Annotated in this window: 17 protein-coding genes and 1 pseudogene; 5 read left to right on the top strand and 13 right to left on the bottom strand. The window is 70.0% G+C overall.

Annotation, left to right across the window (positions count from 1 at the left end):
- Together ACLJWH_RS29225 and ACLJWH_RS29220 are read left to right on the top strand one after the other, a co-directional pair.
- Window positions 1-453, top strand: a complete 453-nt coding sequence (locus ACLJWH_RS29225; RefSeq protein WP_411144777.1) for a hypothetical protein — start codon at window positions 1-3, stop codon at window positions 451-453.
- Window positions 454-608: 155 nt separating this feature from the next.
- Complete coding sequence (locus tag ACLJWH_RS29220; protein ID WP_411144776.1) at window positions 609-935, top strand: histone-like nucleoid-structuring protein Lsr2; 327 nt, start codon at window positions 609-611, stop codon at window positions 933-935.
- A gap of 778 nt (window positions 936-1,713) precedes the next feature.
- Here the strand turns inward: ACLJWH_RS29220 and ACLJWH_RS29215 are convergent.
- The 12 genes and pseudogenes from ACLJWH_RS29215 to ACLJWH_RS29160 all read right to left on the bottom strand — a co-directional run.
- Window positions 1,714-1,982: pseudogene (locus ACLJWH_RS29215) on the bottom strand (DNA helicase); the annotation flags it as partial.
- A gap of 498 nt (window positions 1,983-2,480) precedes the next feature.
- Window positions 2,481-2,612 carry a hypothetical protein gene (locus ACLJWH_RS29210; protein ID WP_411144775.1) on the bottom strand — a complete coding sequence of 44 codons (132 nt, stop codon included), beginning with the start codon at window positions 2,610-2,612 and terminating at the stop codon, window positions 2,481-2,483.
- 870 nt (window positions 2,613-3,482) lie between these two features.
- Window positions 3,483-4,988 (bottom strand): ISL3 family transposase, encoded by a 1,506-nt coding sequence (locus ACLJWH_RS29205; RefSeq protein ID WP_411144800.1) that lies wholly within the window; start codon window positions 4,986-4,988, stop codon window positions 3,483-3,485.
- 466 nt (window positions 4,989-5,454) lie between these two features.
- Window positions 5,455-6,480 carry a dihydroorotate dehydrogenase gene (locus ACLJWH_RS29200; protein WP_411144774.1) on the bottom strand — a complete coding sequence of 342 codons (1,026 nt, stop codon included), beginning with the start codon at window positions 6,478-6,480 and terminating at the stop codon, window positions 5,455-5,457.
- Window positions 6,477-7,352 (bottom strand): dihydroorotate dehydrogenase electron transfer subunit, encoded by an 876-nt coding sequence (locus tag ACLJWH_RS29195; RefSeq protein WP_411144773.1) that lies wholly within the window; start codon window positions 7,350-7,352, stop codon window positions 6,477-6,479. Before ACLJWH_RS29195 ends, ACLJWH_RS29200 begins: the two co-directional genes overlap by 4 nt.
- A gap of 163 nt (window positions 7,353-7,515) precedes the next feature.
- Entirely contained in the window at window positions 7,516-7,803 is a 288-nt protein-coding gene (locus tag ACLJWH_RS29190; protein ID WP_411144772.1) for a hypothetical protein, read from the bottom strand.
- A gap of 145 nt (window positions 7,804-7,948) precedes the next feature.
- Complete coding sequence (locus ACLJWH_RS29185; protein ID WP_411144771.1) at window positions 7,949-8,269, bottom strand: DUF642 domain-containing protein; 321 nt, start codon at window positions 8,267-8,269, stop codon at window positions 7,949-7,951.
- A gap of 350 nt (window positions 8,270-8,619) precedes the next feature.
- Window positions 8,620-9,216 (bottom strand): hypothetical protein, encoded by a 597-nt coding sequence (locus ACLJWH_RS29180; protein WP_411144770.1) that lies wholly within the window; start codon window positions 9,214-9,216, stop codon window positions 8,620-8,622.
- Between the two features lie 149 nt (window positions 9,217-9,365).
- Window positions 9,366-9,659, bottom strand: coding sequence for a hypothetical protein (locus ACLJWH_RS29175; protein WP_411144769.1), 294 nt, complete (start codon window positions 9,657-9,659; stop codon window positions 9,366-9,368).
- Between the two features lie 2 nt (window positions 9,660-9,661).
- A complete protein-coding gene (locus ACLJWH_RS29170) occupies window positions 9,662-9,862 on the bottom strand; it encodes a hypothetical protein (RefSeq protein WP_411144768.1) in 201 nt (66 codons plus the stop codon).
- A gap of 826 nt (window positions 9,863-10,688) precedes the next feature.
- Window positions 10,689-11,813, bottom strand: coding sequence for a GlxA family transcriptional regulator (locus tag ACLJWH_RS29165; protein WP_411144767.1), 1,125 nt, complete (start codon window positions 11,811-11,813; stop codon window positions 10,689-10,691).
- A gap of 327 nt (window positions 11,814-12,140) precedes the next feature.
- Complete coding sequence (locus ACLJWH_RS29160) at window positions 12,141-13,355, bottom strand: RNA-guided endonuclease InsQ/TnpB family protein (RefSeq protein WP_411144766.1); 1,215 nt, start codon at window positions 13,353-13,355, stop codon at window positions 12,141-12,143.
- Between the two features lie 51 nt (window positions 13,356-13,406).
- Here ACLJWH_RS29160 and tnpA point away from each other — a divergent pair, with 51 nt between their 5' ends.
- Both tnpA and ACLJWH_RS29150 read left to right on the top strand, forming a co-directional pair.
- Window positions 13,407-13,835, top strand: coding sequence for an IS200/IS605 family transposase (tnpA, locus tag ACLJWH_RS29155; RefSeq protein WP_411144765.1), 429 nt, complete (start codon window positions 13,407-13,409; stop codon window positions 13,833-13,835).
- 102 nt (window positions 13,836-13,937) lie between these two features.
- Entirely contained in the window at window positions 13,938-14,504 is a 567-nt protein-coding gene (locus ACLJWH_RS29150) for a GlxA family transcriptional regulator (protein WP_411144764.1), read from the top strand.
- A 70-nt stretch (window positions 14,505-14,574) separates the two neighbouring features.
- Here ACLJWH_RS29150 and ACLJWH_RS29145 read toward each other — a convergent pair whose 3' ends face one another.
- Window positions 14,575-15,393: a TetR/AcrR family transcriptional regulator gene (locus ACLJWH_RS29145; RefSeq protein WP_411144763.1), complete on the bottom strand. Its 819-nt coding sequence runs from the start codon at window positions 15,391-15,393 to the stop codon at window positions 14,575-14,577.
- Window positions 15,394-15,525: 132 nt separating this feature from the next.
- On the opposite strand from ACLJWH_RS29145, the gene ACLJWH_RS29140 reads away from it, so the two are divergent.
- On the top strand, window positions 15,526-16,317 hold the full coding sequence (locus ACLJWH_RS29140) for an alpha/beta fold hydrolase (protein ID WP_411144762.1): 792 nt from the start codon (window positions 15,526-15,528) through the stop codon (window positions 16,315-16,317).
- The last annotated feature ends 3 nt before the right edge of the window (window positions 16,318-16,320 follow it).

Genomic DNA, 16,320 nt, shown 5'->3' with positions numbered 1-16,320 from the left:
ATGGAGATCGTCACCCCACATGACAGCGAGGCTCGCTTCGTCCACCGTCCGGGCAAGACGGCCTGGGTCGGCTACAAAGATCACCAGACCGAGACGTGCGACGCCGGACCGAAGGTGATCGTCCACGTGGCCATCCAGACGGCCCCCGAACAGGACATCTCGATGGTCGAGGAGATCCACCACGCACTGGCCGAACGCGATCTCCTTCCGGCAGAGCACCTGGTGGATGCGGGCTACACCACCTCGGCCGCTATCCACCAGGCCGCCACCGTCTACGGGAGCACCCTGCTCGGACCGGTCCGGCTGATCTCTCCCGGTCGCCGCGCCATCCCGGCTTCGACAAGAACGTGCGCGCTCCAAGCGTCCGGCTCTCCACAGGTATTCTCAGACGGCCGTTGCTGTCGTGGTCCCGCTGCCCCAGGGCAAGGGGGCTTGTTTCCGCGGTACAGGTAGCAGCTGGTCCATACCTTCTCGCACCTGAGAAAGACCATATCGTCGTCGGTCGACAGCCAGCGGCTCGCACAGTAGCTGCGACACAGATTCTTCCAGTTGGACCGGCGATGTTTACATCGCGGCATGTAGCACTCGGATGGCCCTACAATCCACTCATGGCTCAGAAAATTGTCACCATCTATATCGATGACCTCACAGGCGAAGAGACCTCTGAGGCTGCCAGTCACACCCTCTCACTTGACGGTGTGACGTACGAACTGGACTTGGGGCCAGACAGCTACGACCAGCTCTTGGAAGCCGTCGCACCCTTCACGAAGGTGGGCCGGAAGGCAGGGAAAGCAAGAAAAGCCGTTCGCAATGGTTCTGCCGGCAGCGATGACACCGCGGCAATCAGGAGCTGGGCAAAGCGGAACGGCTACCATGTCAACGACCGTGGCCGCGTAGCGGCCGATGTCCGGGAGGCCTACGCCAAGCTCAAATAACGCGGCGTGCCGCTGTGCGTTGGATGTGCAATTGACGGCTCCCGTACGCCAGCGCCACACCGCGAGTCAGCGTTCTGGCTTCGGCGGCGGGGCACTCCGCCTCTGCCGCTACGCGTTCGACACCACGTTTCCCACGAAGCGATTTTTCACCCGGGAACCGTTCGAACCGGAATGGTCGCTCGTCGTCGGGGCCGGGGCCAGAGCCGCTGGCCGGATCCCTGTGCGCGTGCTCGCTCACCATGACCACACCCGGCGGCATCGCCATACCCGTAGCGGGCGTCATCAGGGTCGGCGCCCTCCTTACCCACCGTCGCCGGGGACCTTCACCACAACGCTCCGGCGCCACCTTGCCGACCTGTATACGAGCGCACTGGCCGCGGCCACGGACGGGGCGGTCCGCGGCGGCGAGCGCTGTCCGTACTCTTCGCCGCCGAGAGCGCGCCCTACCATCGTTTCGGCTACGGGTGCGCGAGACGGAGCCTGCATCTGACCGTGCCGGAAGGGCCGCGCTGCGGCCCGACGGTCTGGTCGGCACAGTGCCCCGCCTGGGATGGGGCTCCGGCACTGGACTCCGGGGATCAGCCAAAGAGGTCTACACCAGCAGGCGGCAGCCGAGCGCGTTCGTTGCCGATGTGTTCGCTGCGGTCCCGCAGCGGGTTCAGTGCCGATGTGGCAAGTGTGCCCTCACAGTCCTCAGACACCGTGTGTCGACGAGTTCTGCGCGGGTGTCGTCGTGTCCATGGTGGTGCTGCGGTCGTCAACGCTTATGCCTGGCTGTTCAGGTCGGGTCAGCGTGGTGGGTTGGGTCTTGGTCAGCAGTGAGCGGGTTTCCGTCGGGGTGGTCGTTGATCCAGGAGAGGCCGCCGAGGTCGAGGCGGGTGCGGGTGCGGGTGCGGGTCACGGCGACGTAGGCGAGGCGGGCTTCGCCGTCGTCGATCGGTTGGGGTAGGGGGAGCCTGCGTCGTCGCGCTGGTTGCTGTCGCGGGGTGGTTGAAAGTCCTCGGCGATCTTCACGCTCGGCCACTCTCGGCCTTTGGCCTTGTGGGCGGGTTGAGGTTCCCCCGGTGTGCGGGAGGCGCTGATCAGCTGGTCGGGAGGGGTTGACGGGGTTTCAGGTTCATTCGTTCGGCCGTTGCCTTGTTGACCAGGTCCGGGGCAGGGGTGACCTTCGGATCGTTCCTGGCGGTTGGCTGCATGGAGGATGAGAGCGGGCACGGCGGTGACGAGGGGATCCAGGCTGTCGTCCAGAGGGCCGTCCGGGCCAGCCGGTGTGGCCTCGGGTAGGCGTTGTCCAGCGAACGCTTCCGCCTCCGGGCGAGCTGCGCGCAGCTTTTCCAGAACCTGATGCGGCCTTCTTGGCCTGTGGAGTCTTGCGACGGCGAGCGTAGGCGCAGGACTCCCGAATGACCGAGTAGAGGCCCTCGGCAGTGTGTGGTCGCCCTTGCGGTTCCTCTTGGAGAAGAAGACAACGGCGGTGGCGACGAGCCGGTCAAAGCGGTCGAGTCCCAGTACTCGGACCTCCTCGTTGGCCAGGTCCAGGGCTATCTACCGAGCCACGCCGTTGCGGACGATGTCGTGGCCCAGGTTGTGGAATCGCTCTCCCAGTAGCAGGTCGACGAGCTTGGAGGCGACGAAGTAGTGCTTGTTGATCACGTAGACCGAGGCACGGTCGCTCAACGGCCCGCCGGTGCATAGCGGTTAAGGAGTCGGCGGCGCGGTCCGGCACCGTCGCCGGCGGACGTCTTCTGGAGCTTCACCTCTTGCGCCGTTTTCTGGATCCCGGCCCCCGCGACGCAGCATGTCGACGATGCCGGCGGCCTCGTGTCGTCGATGTCGCTGAGCCGAGGATCATGTATCGGTCACCGCCGTGCAGCTGATCGCCGTTGTAGCCGGACTCATTGAGGGCGATCCAGTGTCCATCGCCGGCGCCGTTGCCGGCGGGCGTGCCTGGCGATTGCGGCGACTGGAGTCCGCTCCGAACAGCCCCGTGCCGACGTCCGGCGTATGGCCGCGTTCGATCATGTGGGCATCACCGATGGACCGGGCATCATCGACAAGCCGCCCGAAGATCCCGGCGTAGTCACGAGCCGACCCGTGGGGGCGTGACCTCAGAGATGCCGCCCAGCTTCAGCTGCGACTCAGATGCCTGCTCGCTGTCGACGCTCCTGGACACCGCAGCCAGAAACAATCCGCCCGAGAACTCCATCGAGCTACCGCTGCCAACAGCTCGCCGGGACTGTGAGGCATGCTGAGCAGCCCGCTGAGGTTCCTCACGACTCGCGCATCAAGCCGCCGACATCAGCACCTCAAACCCGCCACAACACCGCTGCAGTAATGAGAATCCCACGATCTCTACTACTTTCCAGACCCACATCTAAACTCCAGGCCAGAGCTTTATCTACAGCGAACATCTAACAAACATGCAGCTCAAACGCCCTACGATGAGACGCCGGAAGTCCCGAGGCTCCCACAATCCCTGCTGGTCAGAGTGGAGGTCTATCAGGAATCCGGCTCTGTTCCGTAGTCGGTGGTGACGCTGCGTTCTGCTCATGGGAGGAGGATGCGGTGGCGGAGGAGGTCGAATCCGGCTCGGCCGTGCATCTGCCTCATGATTCTCTTGGTGCGGCTGTTGACGCCCTCGGTGCGTCCGTTGTGGTAGGGCAGGGTGAGGCCGGCGTTGACGGCTGCGCGGTCGAGTTCGAGGCCGTTGCAGAAGGTCTGCAGGTGGGGCAGGTCGGCGGCCCGGACTGCGGTGATCCACTCGGTGAGCTTCGCGTCGTTGCCCGTGGCCGGGGTGAGCAGTTCGGCGAACTCGCGCACGCGCGTGGCGAGTTCGGCCATTTCGGGGCAGGCGGCGGTGAGAGCGGCCAGGAGGGCGGTCTCCTTGGTGCGCAGGTGTTCGGGGTGGGTGAGTAGGAGCCGGGTGGCGCGGCGCGGGGTGGTCACGGGCCGGTCACCTTCGGCGCGTCCCTGGTTGAGGTAGCGGACCAGGAGGTTCGCGCTACCGGTGTAGCCCTGCTCCTTGATCTCGCGCAAGAGCTGGGTGACGGCCACACCGGGGTCGGCTGCGCGCCGTGTGCGCAGGTGGTCGCGATAGGGGTCGACCAGGGTGGGCCGGTAGGCCGGGGCGATCCGCTGGGCCGACGGTTCGGGGATGCGGGCGTAGCGCTTGACGGTGTTCAGGGCCAGGCCGAGGCGGCGGGAGCAGTCGAGCAGGCCGACGCCTTGGCTGAGGAGTTGGTGGATCTTGTGCCAGCGTTCGCGGGTGGTCTGCTCGCGGACCCCGCCGGGGCGGGGCGGGGTGGCGGTCGCCCAGCACGGGGCGTGGGCGCGGACCTCGGCCAGGACTTTGTCGCACAGGTTGCGCCACAGATGCCAGCGGTCGCTGACCTGCACCGCGTCGGGCAGTGCCCGGTGGATTGCTTCGGCATAGGCGGCCGAGCCGTCCCGGCAGACGACTTCGATCCCGTGCTTCTGGCGCAGCCAGGCTTCCAGGGTGGCGGCCTCACGGTCGGGGAGCACGTCGACGCGCTGGCCGGTCTCGGCGTCGATGATGATTGTGGCGTAGCGCTGCCGACGGCGCAGGGCGAAGTCGTCGACCCCGATCACCCGCGGGATCCGCACGGCCGGCGTGGGGATGCGCCGCAGCAGACGCAGGGCGGTGGCGTAGGACAGCGGCGCGGCCAGGACGCGGGTGAGCCGGGCGGCCGCCCGGCCGCATAACTCCTTGACCACCCCCGAAACCTGGCCGGTCAGACGCGCGGTGCGGCGTTGATGGCGCTCCAGCAGCCCGGGGACCTGCTCGCGGAAGGTCTGTCGCCGACAGCCCAGGACGGGACAGACCAGGCGCCGGACCCGGACGCGCACCACGACTCGGCGGCCGTCCACCGGCACGTCCGCCACCGTCCGGCCGTGATACCCGTGCACCTTCTGCGTCGGCACCCCGCACACCGGGCAGGGCACCGGGACATCCCGGGTCCGGGCCACGACCCGGATCACCTCGCCATAGTCCGCCACGTCCTCGACGACCAGCACCGAAAGCCCCGAAAACACTGTCCCCACAAGGGAGTTCACATCTCGCATGTGATGCCAACGATACCCATCACGTACCATCACCACCGACTACGGAACAGAGCCTGATTCCTTACACACCCCAGAGTGGCTCTCAAGTAGTGGCGATCTCAGGATTTCTCACATCGGCGACTCAGCGGTCGGCGGGTGGTCCGTGCCATGCCCGGCGTCGGCCGCGGACCGCCGGGCGCGGTCCTGGGCGCAGGCCGTGTGTCCTCGAGTGGGACGGCCGGCCGTCGTTCGGCTTCCTCGCGGACGGTGCCGGCGAGGGCGCGGCGGGGTTGTCCTCGGGCAGTTGCCGCGCGTGGTGCTGGGCGTCGGTGGCCATGACGCGGGCGTGCCCGTCACGTGGATGCCCTGGTGCGCTGCAAACGGAGCGGCGGACCGGTGGTAACACCGGCGCCGCGCTCCGCGTCGGCTCAACAGGCCCCCGGCGGTGCGGGCAGCGTCATGCCGGGGTCCGGCGCAGCCGGGCGCCGTCTTCGGGTGGGTGATGGGCGAGCCCCACCGCTTCGGCGAACGAGTGGATCGCGTGCCGGGCGAGTGCTCGTCGCAGGCCGTCACGGACCTTCAGCGGCAGCGAGGGGTCATTGAACAGGGCGGTTCCGAGGGCGACTCCGGAGGCGCCGGCCAGGATGAATTCCAGCGCGTCCCGTGCGGAGGCGATGCCGCCCATGCCGAGCAACGGGACCTGCCGGAGCGCGCCGCTCCGCATCGCTGCGTACACCTGGTACACGCAGCGGACCGCGACCGGGCGGATCGCGGGCCCGGAGAGGCCGCCGGTGACGCCGGCGAGCGACGGGCGGAAGGTGTGCGTGTCGATCGCCATGCCGAGCACGGTGTTGATCATCGAGAGTCCGTCCGCCCCGGCCTCGGTGCAGGCGGCCGCGATGTCGGTGATCCGGGTCACGTCCGGGGTGAGCTTGGCGTAGACCGGCAGGTCCGGCCCGGCCGCCGCTTTGACGGCGCGGACCGCGGCGAAGGAGGCGTCCGGGTCGCAGGCGAAGACGAGGCCGCGGTCGGCGACGTTGGGGCAGGAGATGTTGGCCTCGATGCCGACCACGCCCGGCTGGCCGGCCAGCCGGGCGGCTGTCTCGGCGAACTCTTCCGTGCGTTCCCCCGCGACCGAGACCAGTACCCGGGCGCCGCGCTCGGCGAGCCAGGGCAGTTCGTCGGCGACGAGGTGGTCGACGCCTGAGCCCTGGAGGCCGATGGAGTTGAGCATGCCGCTCGGGGTCTCGGTCATCCGCGGGGTGGCCCGGCCGGAGCGGGCGTACGGCATCACGGTCTTGGTGGTGAGGGCGCCCAGTTCGTGGAGCGGGGTGAAGTGGTGCAGCTCGCGGCCGTACCCGGCGCAGCCGGAGGCGGCGAGGACGGGGTTGGGGAGGGTGCGCCGGGCGCCGAGCGGTGCCGACATGTCGATGTCGGCCGGGTCGATGGGATCCCTGTGTGCGGTCGGGTGCCGGGGACTCATGCCGGGCCTGTCTCCTTCGGGGTGTACGGGGTCATCGCGGCGGCGCCTTCGAGACCGGCGGGCAGGCTTCCCGTGTCGTCCCAGCGGACGGTGGTGCCGTCGAACACCGGCCCGGAGGTGCAGGAGCGCAGGAAGCGGGGCACGCCGTCGGCGCCGGTGACCGGCAGAACGCAGCTCATGCAGAGGCCGATACCGCAGGCCATGGCCTCCTCGACGGCGGTGTGGCTGCGGGCGCCCGCGGCGGCGGCGAGGGCGGTGACGGCTTTCAGCATCGGCATGGGGCCGCAGGAGTGCACGTCGGTGGCGCCGATCGCGGCCATCGCGGCGGGCAGCGGCCCGGTGACCCGGCCGCGCTCCCCCGCGGAGCCGTCGTCGGTGACCACGTGGACGTGCGGGGACAGGGCGCGGGCCTCGGCGACGCCGAACAGCCGGTCGGCGGTGGCGGCGCCGAGGACGAAGGCGACCTGTCCGCCGCGGGCGAGGATGGCTTCGGCGAGGGTGGCCATGGGGGCGCTGCCGTATCCGCCGCCGACCAGGACGGCCCGCTGTGGTCCGCCGTCCAGCGGGAAGGGCGTGCCGAGCGGGGCGATGAGGTCGACGGTGTCGCCCGGGTGGTGCCGGGCGAGGGCGCGGGTGCCGGCGCCGTGCTCGGCGAAGACGAACTCGATCGTGCCCGCGGTGGGGTCCGCCCGGTGGATGGAGAAGGCGCGGCGTAGCAGGGTGGCGGAGGTGGGGCCGCCGATGGCGAGGGCTCCGAAGTGGCCGGGGCGGACGTCGGCGGTGGCTGCGGCGGGGGCGTCGAGGGTGAGCCGGTGGTAGGCGCCGACGGGTTCGATCCGCCGGATCACGGCGGCGGTCTGTGCAGGGGGCACGTGGTGGTACTCCGTCCGGGGTGGGTGGCGCGTTTCCATGCTCCTCGCCCCGTCTACGCCTCTCCTTGTCCAAAGGTCCCCTCTTCCACGGCCGAAGGCCCCTCCCGCAGTCGGAGAGGGGGTGACGGTGGCGCGGTGGGGCATCGCGGCGGCGGCAGCGGCGTCACTGGCGGCGTCCGGTGCGGCCGTGGCGTCCTGTTCGTCCCGGCAGCGGCACGCTGATCCGGAAGCCGGCGCCGGCACTGACCCACTCGTCCCACTCGGCCCGCTCGTCCTGCTCGGCCTGGCGTGTGGCAGTGGCCGCCCGGCGCTTGCAGTCGTCGCACAGATGGGGGTGGGTGGCCCGTGGTGCGTCCCGGTCGGCCAGGTGGGCTGCCTTCCGCCGGTCGTCGGTGGAGTTCGTGCCGTAGTCGGCGCGCCCATGGCCGGTCGGCCACCGACATCGCGACATCGCGACATCGGACATCCGTGGCTGGGCCGGCCACGAGCGGCCCCACGCGGGCCCTGAGACCGGCTGCGGCCGCTGCACGAACCGGCGGGGCGAACGTCAGGCGGTCAGGGCCCCTTGGTCTCGCCCTGCCCGCGTGACGGGCCTGTCATTCGTTGGCGCAGGTCGGGCAGGGTGCGCAGCGCTCAATCCGGACGGCGTCGAGGACCGGGCCGTATGCGCGGTTCGCTGTTGTGCTGGCGAAGCCGCTGGTGGTCGTGGAGTTGGTGGCCCGGAAGGTGAACTGCCGGTCGGCGTATCCCATGTTCGTGAACGACTCGCCGGTGGTGTTGAAGGAGAATTCCTGGAAGTCCTGCCCGTTGATGAGGGCGCCGCCGGTCTTGAGGGTCGGCGCGCCTCCGGGGTTGCCGGCCAGGGTGTAGGTGACGGTGTAGTTCGCGCCGGGGACGGTGGTGAAGGTCTGGGCCACCGTGCCGGGACCGGTGTACGAAAGCGGTGCGGGCCGTCTTCCGCAACGGACGGCGTCTTCTTCGCCGTGTGCCGTTGCTCAGGTGCGGAGAAGCGATCCGCTGGATCTGATCGGCCGTGGCTGCCTTCCACACTCCGAGCACGCGCAGCACATCGCCGCGCGGGTCATTCGACGACCCCGCCCCGCCGGGTGGTCTTGCGCTTCCCTGCCATCAGCTCCCCCTTCGTCGCCCGCGACCGGCCACCGGCCGGGCGCCGGCCCCGCCCGGCCTGGGAGGGCGTCCGGCCCGCCCGGGACTTCGTGTTGTCCATGGCGGCGGGTGCCGCTGCGGTGCGACGAAAACAGCGGTACTAGCGCCGCCTGTAGCGGGCGAGGAGATCCGTCGCCTGGTCGGCGGTGATACCGAGGGCTGCGCCGAGCTCTTCCGGCTCCATCGACCGGTAGACGTGGCGGGCGGCGTAGTAGCCGGTGTCCTTCGCAAGGATCTCCAGGCGTCGGGCGGCTTTGAGGGCCGCGGCGGGCGACTCGCTCGTGAGCTGGTCGAGGGCAGCCTCCGTCCTCTCCAGCAGTTCGTCGGTCTCCCCGGGAATCTCGACGGTCGACTCCTCCACTTCCGTGATGTGCCTTTCCCAGTCATTCAGGCATTCGTCCGCGTCCCTGCGGGTCGCCTCGTCCTCGTCCAGGGGGGTGTCACCGATCCGCTCCCAGTCGAGCGAATATTCCGTGCCAGTCCAGCCGCACGCGCACACCGCCCGCAACAGGTGCGCGCGCGGACCGGAGAAGGGCTGCCCGTCGTACACGGCCCAGTACGCGCTCGTCTGCCCGAATCCCGACGAGTTGGAGTCGAAATAGACCGGCTTAGGGACGCTCCGGTCCTCCAGCAGCACACCGACCCGGCCCTCGTGCGACTTCCCGAACTCGTCCATCTCCCACGACTCTTTCCGCATCTTCCGCGCCCCTTCGCTCTGCCGCTGACCGCCCCGCACACCCGTGGGTGCGGACACACCACGACCATCCCGCAGCCGGCACGCCGCCGGGAGCGGAATCGGGAAGTCAAAGGAAATCGCGGATGGCGGTGGGGTCTTGGGCAGGGTGATCAGTTCGGGCGAAGCGCTGTCGGGCCTGGTGGGGTCGGCCAGTACGAGGAACGCGCGGGGGCGGACACCGTGTCCGGGTACTTGTCGAGCCAGGTGTTGACGGTGTTGACGGTGTTGACGGCCAGGGTGAGGCCGTCGCCGCGTGCCGCGTGGGCGGCGGTCCGGTTCCGCTTCATCCGGGCCGGCTCGGCGACCGAGACCGCGGGCAGGAACCGCAGCCGCGGTAGGCGCAGGCGGCTCCGGACAGCGCCAGGAAGGGCCGCACCGCAGAGCGCGACCCTTTCGACGGACACGCTCAGACTTCGAAGTTCTCGTCGAAGGTGTCCCGCCGGTCCTGCTCGGCCTGTTGCTGGCGCAGCTTCTCCTGCCACGCCTTGTCGTTGGCCTCGCTCTTGCTGCCGGTGCGGCCCGAGCGCTGCGAGGCTTTCTTCCTCTCCTCGCGCAGCTTCGAATCGGCCTGTTCACGTGCCTGCTGCGCTTTGTCCTTCATGCCCATGGGAGGTCACTCCTCAGGGAGAGATCGGAGAGATTGGGCTTCGCCCAGCCTCGCATGCCGGACGGAAGCACACATGTCGATCAGTAACGCCCCCGCGAATGCGCCGACAGGATCGTTGCCATGCATCGTTGCCATGCCGGGGACGGGCGTTGTCACGGGTGGCCGACCGGTGCAGACGATGCCCAGGGCGGACAGGTTCCAGGTGAGCGGGTTGATCGCGTGGACGACGGAGGGCTGCCCGGTGAAGGCGGCACGGACGTCCTCGTCCTCCGGGTCGTCGGCGTTCCGCTGGGGACGGTCCACGGGGAGCGCGCCGTGATGTCCGGGACGTCGCGGACCGTCTGTCGCGGACCGTCTTCTTCGCGGGCGCGGGGGTCTCACGCCGTGCGTGTCCGGCCCGGCCCCTTTCCGCCCGCCTCCTTCGCGGGCGCGGGGGTCGGGGTGGGCGCCTTCGCGGTCTGCGGGGACCGCCGCACCGCCCAGGCGGGCTGTCGCGGAGCGTGTCGGCGATGCGGACGGCGTCGAGCGTCGAGTGGCGGTCGCGGTCGCGGTCGCGGTCGCGGTCGATGGACGGTGTGACTGGCGGTCGATGGCCGGTGTGACGGTGGCGCTCTGGTGGGCCCCTCCGTCCAGGTAGGTGCTCAACGGGGGGGGTAGGGGCGGTGGGACGAGACTGTCGTGCCGGGAGAGGGACCGGTTCGGTGGTGCGGCAGGCGGAGTGGCGTTCCGGGCGGGCGGGCGTCGTAGCGGAATCGGGGAACTCGGAGCCGCTGGGAGCGGGGGCGTACGCGGCGTCGGCGGGCCCGGCCGCATAAGGCCGGAGGCGTCAACTGCGTTCCGTGTGCGGGTGGTTGTGCTCTTCGTGCTCGGTTTCCGCTCCCCCGGTGTCCTCGCGCTCCGGCCAGGTGACGCCGGAGACGAGGGCCCGGAACGCCGCGCGGTACGTGGTGGGGCTGGTACCCGTCAGGCGCTGGAAGTGGTGGCGCAGGTTGGCGGGTGTGCCGAGGCCGGTTCGGAGCGCGATGCGCTCGACGGGGTCGTCGGTGCGTTCGAGGAGTCGCTGGGCTCGTTGCATACGGGCGCGCAGAAGGTACTGGAGCGGGGTGAGGCCGGTCTCGGTGCGGAAGCGCCGGGTGAGGCTGCGCACGCCGAGCCCGGTCTGCGCGGCGAGGTCGGCGAGGGTCAGTGGTTCGTGCAGGTGGGCCTGCATCCACCGGGTGAGGGGTTCGAGGCTGCCGCCGGGCGGGGTGACGGCGTTGTACGCGGCGTCGGCCTGCGCGGTGTTCGCCGTGCCGGGGGCGGGGTGGGGTGAGTGGCCGGACGCCGGGTCGCGGGCGTCGGGCCCGGTCGTCGGTGCGGGGTTGCCGGTCTGGTCGTGGAGTCGCAGGAACAGCTGCCGTTCCGTCTCGATCGCCACCGGCACGCCGTGGTCCAGGGTGATCAGACGGAGGCAGAGGTCGACGCCGCCGAGTACACCGGCGGCGCTGTGGAAGGGGCCGTCCGCGACGACGGCGCCCTCGGGGTCGACGGCGATACGGGGGTGGCGGCGGGCGAGTTCCTCCGTGTGCCGGCGGCTGGTGGCGGCGCGGCGGCCGTCGAGGAGTCCGGTGGCCGCGAGGGTGAACGTGCCGGTGCCGACGGTGCCGACGCGGGCGCCGCGCGCGACGGCGGCGTGGAGGGCCTCGACGAGGTCGTGCGGCGGCGCGTCCCGGAACGCGTCGTGCCCCGGCAGGAGCACGGTGTCGGCACCGTCGAGCCCCTCCAGGCCCCAGGGGGTCCGGAGGCGGAACGCGCCGGGTCCGCCCGTCCTTGTGAACCCCGGGGCGGCGCAGACGCGCACGTCGTAGGCGACCGGAGGGTGGTGGCGTGCCGCGGTGGCGAACGCGGACAGCGGGGCGGTGAGCTGGTGCCCGGGGACCCCGTCGAGGGCCAGGACGGCGATCGCTGGCATGTCCAGAATTTAGCCGAGGGTGACATCCGGGCCGCTGTTTCGGTCTTGGCCGGCCACGGAGGATGGCGGTGATCAGGGCCGGAGGCAAGATTCCGGCCGCTCCGGTTCACTGTGAAAGGCCGCTCCATGCCCCACCCGTACCACCCCGCCGATTCCCTGCCCCGCCGCCGGCGGCGCCTGCTCATGAGCGCTCTCGCGACGGCCGGTGTGACGGCCTTCCTCGGCGCCACGGCGATGACCGGCAGTGCCGGGGCCATCGTCAGGGGGCAGGACTCGACCGAGCGCTACCCCTTCGTGACTCCTCCACCCCCTGAGGGGGGTTTCTCGCTATGCCGGTTGGGCTTCGCGACGGACCAGCCCGGCCCGTAGAACGTTGATCGCTCCCACTGTGTCCGCGTGCGCGTTGTGGCCGCACGAGATGCAGGAGAACTTTTCCTGTGTGGGCCGGTTCTCCTTGGCGGTGTGCCCGCATGCGGGGCACCGCCGGGAGGTGTTGCGGGGGTCCACGGCCATCACTTCCCGCCCGGCGCTTTCAGCCTTGGCGTTCAGGATCGCGAGGAACACCCCCCATCCGGCATCGGCGATCGAGCGGTTCAGCCCCGCCTTCGATCCGGCCCCGTTGGGCAGGAAGTTGCCTGGCTGATCGGGGTCGGGCTTCGGCGCAGGGGTCTTGCTCATGTTGCGGATCTTGAGGTCTTCGTACGCGATGAAGTCGTGCTCACGGACCAGGTCGAGGGCGGTCTTGTGCGCGTGGTCCAGGCGCTGGCGCCGGACCTTGCCGTACAGCTTGGCGACCTTCTCCACGGCACGCTGGTGGTTGGCCGTCCGATCGTGGGCCTTGCGACGCGGGAACCGTGACAGCGCCTGTTGAGCGGCTTCGAGCTTCTCGGCGGCCTTCCGGCCGTAGCGCGGGCCGGCGACGAAGGAGCCGCCCGAGTCGGCGAGGAAGTTGGCGATCCCCAGATCGATGCCGACCACCGAGCCGGTCGGCGCAAGCGGTTCGGGCTGGGCCTGCTCGGCGGTCAGCACGACGAACCACTTACGGCCCTCGCGCTTGACGGACACGGTCTTGACGTTGCCGGCAACTGCCCGGTGCTGGTGCACCTTGACGTGCCCGACGCCCTGAAATCGGACGCGGGTGACGGGGTCGTGCGGAGTGGAGTCCCAGCGGCAGCCGTCGCCGTCCTTGGGAAAGTCCACCGTGTCGAACCAGTTGACTCCGCGAAAGCGCGGGTAGCCGGGCGTCTGGCCGCACTTGACCCGCCGGAAGAACGCCGCGAACGCCTTGTCGAGACGGCGCAGCGTCGCTTGCTGCGAGGAGAAGGACCAGCGCCCCTGACGCTCCGGGTCGAACCCCCGGATCTCCTTGAGCTGCGCGGACTGCATCCCGTACGTGATGTTCGTCTTCGACGGGTGCCGGTAGGCGTCGCGGCGTTCCTGCAACGCCCCGTTGTACAGCGAGCAGTGATCGCTCAGCATCTCGCCGAGCGCTTGCTCCTGGCGGACGGTGGGCCGCATGAGGAACTTGTACGCCCGCATCACCTTGGCCCACCTCCTTCGCGTCGGTTCCGTCGACCGCACTAGCCTTGGTACATGTCACCACGCTGGGAACCAAACCCCGATGTGCGGCGCGGCCGTCACGTAGTTTACGACCTTCACGCACACTTGGTGTTCGTCACCAGATACCGACGCAACGTCTTCAACGACGAGATGCTGACGCGCTGCGAAGAGATCATGCGGGCCGTGTGCACCGACTTCGGAGCGGACCTGATCGAGTTCAACGGTGAAGAGGACCACGTCCACCTGCTCGTGCACTACCCGCCGAAAGTCGCCCTCTCCAGCCTGGTCAACAGCCTCAAGGGCGTCAGCTCGCGGTACCTGCGCGCCGAGTTCACCGGCCGCGTCAACCGCGCAACCGTGCACGGCCGCTTCTGGTCCGGCTCCTACTTCGCCGGATCATGCGGCGGCGCACCACTTCAGATGGTGAAGGACTACATCGAGAACCAGAAGCGGCCCACCTGACCGTCACGACAAAGAGGCAGAGAACTCCGGCGCCCCGCGCCTCCGGGCCCAGGATCGGATTCCCTCCCCGCCTGAAGGCAGGGATTCCCTCCGAAAAGAGGGATGGAGGAGCTGGCGGCGCGCCACCCCCGTGTCAGCGTCGACCCGCTCGGCACGGTGGTCGAGGACGGGCCCTTCCTCACGGCGGCGGGCGTTTTCGGGGGCATGGACGTCTGCCTGCATCTCCTCGCCCGGGACCATGGCCGAAGGGTGGCCGGGGAGACGTCCCGGGAGCTCATCGCGCCGCTGCATCCGTACGCGGACGATGTGCAGGACACGATCGCGCGGGAGCTCACCCAGAGCGCGGGGCTGGAGCCCACCCTCGTCTGGATGCGGTCCCGTCTCCAGGCCCCGCTCACCCTCGCGGACCTCGCCGCCCACGCCCGTACCAGCCCCAGCAGCCTCTCCCGCCGCTTTCGCGCGCATACCGGCCTGAGTCCGCGCCGGTACCTCCTGCGCGCCCGTCTCCAGGAGGCCCAGCGCCTGCTGGAGGAGACGGACATCCCCGTGGAGCAGGTGGCGGCGGACACGGGCTTCGCGTCTCCGGCGTCCCTGCGCCACCACTTCCGGGCCCGCACGGGCACGACGCCCCGGGACTACCGCAGGAGCCATCGCGCGCGGGGAGGGTGAGGGAGCGCGTGCGCTCCGCAGGCCGCCGTCGGTGCCGCGCCGGCGACGGCAGACGGCCGGCCTTCGGCGGCTAGGGGTGGGGGACGGCGACGGCGCGGACGAAGGCGTCGGCGAAGGTGTTGCAGACCTCTGCGACGGGAGGGACCGGCGCATCGGCGGCGTGTTCGGTGGCCGGCCTGAGCAGGAGATGCATGATCAATGGGCTCGACAGCTGCTGGATGAGCAGCAGCAGCGGCATGTCGCGGATGCGGCCGGCCTGTATCTCGGAAGCGAGCCAGGTGCCGATGCCTGAGAGGAGGCGGGGGAAGGCGTAGTGCATGAGGGGTTGCAGGGAGGTGTCTTGGGGCCGGGCCAGGAGCTCGGCGAAGAGGGCGGGCATGACGCGGGGTTCGCGTGTGAGCGCGGCCGCCATGTGTGCGTAGATCTCGCGGACCGTGGCCTTGAGGTCGGTGGGGTGGGCGGCCAGGACTGCTTCGGCGTCGACGATCGGGCTGTACCGCTCGAAGATGGCCTGGAGTACCCCGTCCCGGCCGTCGAAGGCGGCGTAGAGGCTGTGCACCGAGCAGTCGGCCGCCGCGGCGATGCGTTCGAGCGAGAGTGCGGCCAGGCCGTCGCTGCTGATCAGTGCGGCGCCGGCCTCGATGGCGCGTTCGCGTACGGGTTTCCGGCCGCCGGGATCGACGCCGGCGGCTCGCACCGCTTCATCGAGGGCCTGCCGGGATCCGCCGAGGCGGCGCAGCAGGGTGCTGCGGGAGATGCCGGCTTCCTTGGCGATGGCCTGCATGGACACGTCGGCGACGGCCGCGTTGCGCGTCCGGGCCGCGCGCAGGGCCGCCTGGACGAGGTCGGGGGGCGCCGGTGCGGGTGGGTGGAACTCATCCTTTGACACATGCATCAATATACCCTGTACTCTTGTGTCACGCATTGGAGCGTTGTGTAGCTGCCGCGTGTGTACCGGGCATACCGTGACGCGCCCCGCGCTCGTGCAGCTATGCGGTGCCGACCTGGCCGGAGATCAGAGATGACGCAGTTCGCCACGCTTTCCACCGGACCCACGATCGCCTACGACGATGTCGGGCAGGGTCTTCCCCTGGTACTCGGGCATGGCTTCCTGCTCGATTCCTCGATCTTCTCCGGGCAGGCCGGCTCGCTGTCCGACCGGTACCGCGTGATCACCTGGCACGCGCGCGGGCACGGGGCCACCGAGTACGACGGACGTCCGTTCTCGTTGTGGGACAACGCCCGGGATCTCATCGCGCTCCTCGACGCGCTCGGCATCGACCGGGCCGTCATCGGTGGCCACAGTATGGGCGGGTTCGTCGCACTGTCGGCAGCCCTGCTGGCACCCCGGCGGATCGCCGGGCTGGTCCTCATCAACACCACGCCGTACGGCCAGGAACAGTACTCCGCCGGCAAACAGCAGGCTTTCGCCGACGCCTGGCAGACGACCGGGCCGACGCGCGAACTCTGCCAGCTGTTCGGCCAGGGGATGTTCGGCGGCGGCCGGCTCGAACCGTGGACAGAGAAATGGATGAAGCAGACTCCGGCACAGTGTGCGCACCCGTTCCGCGCCGTGGCCGAACGAGATGATCTCTCGCCCCGCCTGCCCGAGATCACGGCACCGGCCTTGGTGGTGCACGGGAGCGGAGACGCCGGCATCAGCGTGGCCCAGACACGCCAGTGGGCGTCGGCACTGCCGCACGCAAGCCCGCCCGTGGTGATCGACGGTGCGCCACACGCCAGCTGCGCCACACACCCCGAGGAAGTGACGGCGGCCATCGACCGCTTCCTGTCCGCACTCCCCTCAGCGTGACAG

This window comes from Streptomyces sp. x-80 (genome assembly GCF_046549095.1).
Classification (GTDB): Bacteria; Actinomycetota; Actinomycetes; order Streptomycetales; family Streptomycetaceae; genus Streptomyces; species Streptomyces celluloflavus.
Note: the sequence above shows the minus strand (reverse complement) of the source record. Positions and strands in the feature narration are given on the sequence as shown.